Genomic DNA, 1,267 nt, shown 5'->3' with positions numbered 1-1,267 from the left:
CTCTACAGCACCGGTTGAGCCCGTACAGGTAGTGTTGGTTACGGTTGGGGTGATCGTCAGGGTTTGGATATCCTGGGTTACTGCTATTGTCTTCTCTGCCGTACAACCGTTGGCATCAGTGATCGTCACCGTGTAGCTGCCCGGTGCAAGATTGGTCAGGTCTTCATCTGTTGAACCGGTGTTCCAGTTGTAGGTGTATGGTGCAGTGCCACCGGTTACACTTACATCAATCGCACCGTTCTCGGCAGTACAGATCGCAGCAGTGATCAGTTCCGTGATCGTCAGGGTAACATCATCTGTGGCTACCGGTACATCCAGGGTAGCGGTACAACCATTGGCATCGGTCACCGTTACGGTGTAGGTTCCCGTAGCAAGGTTGCTGAGGTCTTTGGTGGTGGCGCCGGTATTCCATTCGTAGGTATATGGTGCAGTACCACCGGTAACATTGATCTCTACAGCACCGGTTGAGCCCGTACAGGTGGTGTTGGTTATGGTTGGGGTGATCGTCAGGGTTTGGATATCCTGGGTTACTTCTATTGTCTTCTCTGCCGTACAACCGTTGGCGTCAGTGATCGTCACCGTATAGCTGCCCGGAGCAAGATTGGTCAGGTCTTCATCGGTTGAACCGGTGTTCCAGCTGTAGCTGTATGGTGCCGTGCCACCGGTTACACTTACATCAATCGCACCGTTCTCGGCAGTACAGATCGCAGCAGTGATCAGTTCCGTGATCGTCAGGGTAACATCATCTGTGGCTACCGGTACATCCAGGGTGACGGTACAACCATTGACATCGGTTACAGTTACAGTATAGGTTCCCGTAGCGAGGTTGCTGAGGTCCTTGGTGGTGGCGCCGGTATTCCATTCGTAGGTATATGGTGCAGTACCGCCGGTAACATTGATCTCTACAGCACCGGTTGAGCCCGTACAGGTGGTGTTGGTTACGGTTGGGGTGATGGTCAGGGTTTGGATGTCCTGGGTTACTTCGATTGTCTTCTCTGCCGTACAACCGTTGGCATCAGTGATCGTCACCGTGTAGCTGCCCGGAGCAAGATTGGTCAGATCTTCATCAGTTGAACCGGTGTTCCAGCTGTAGGTGTATGGTGCAGTGCCGCCTTCAACGCTTACATCAATCGCACCGTTCTCAGCAGTACAGATCGCAACAGTGATCAGTTCCGTGATCGTCAGGGTAACATCATCTGTGGCAACCGGTACATCCAGGGTAGCGGTACAACCATTGGCATCGGTCACCGTTACGGTGTAAGTTCCG

1 protein-coding gene is annotated in these 1,267 nt (G+C 53.0%); it reads right to left on the bottom strand.

The annotated features are described in order from the left end of the window. Positions 1–1,267, bottom strand: a 1,267-nt coding sequence (locus tag BC349_RS11385) for a SprB repeat-containing protein (protein ID WP_187256897.1), incomplete at both ends; no start/stop codon positions are given.

It is taken from the genome of Flavihumibacter stibioxidans (assembly GCF_014332695.1).
Lineage (GTDB): Bacteria > Bacteroidota > Bacteroidia > Chitinophagales > Chitinophagaceae > Flavihumibacter > Flavihumibacter stibioxidans.
This window is presented reverse-complemented; position numbering and strand designations above follow the sequence as displayed.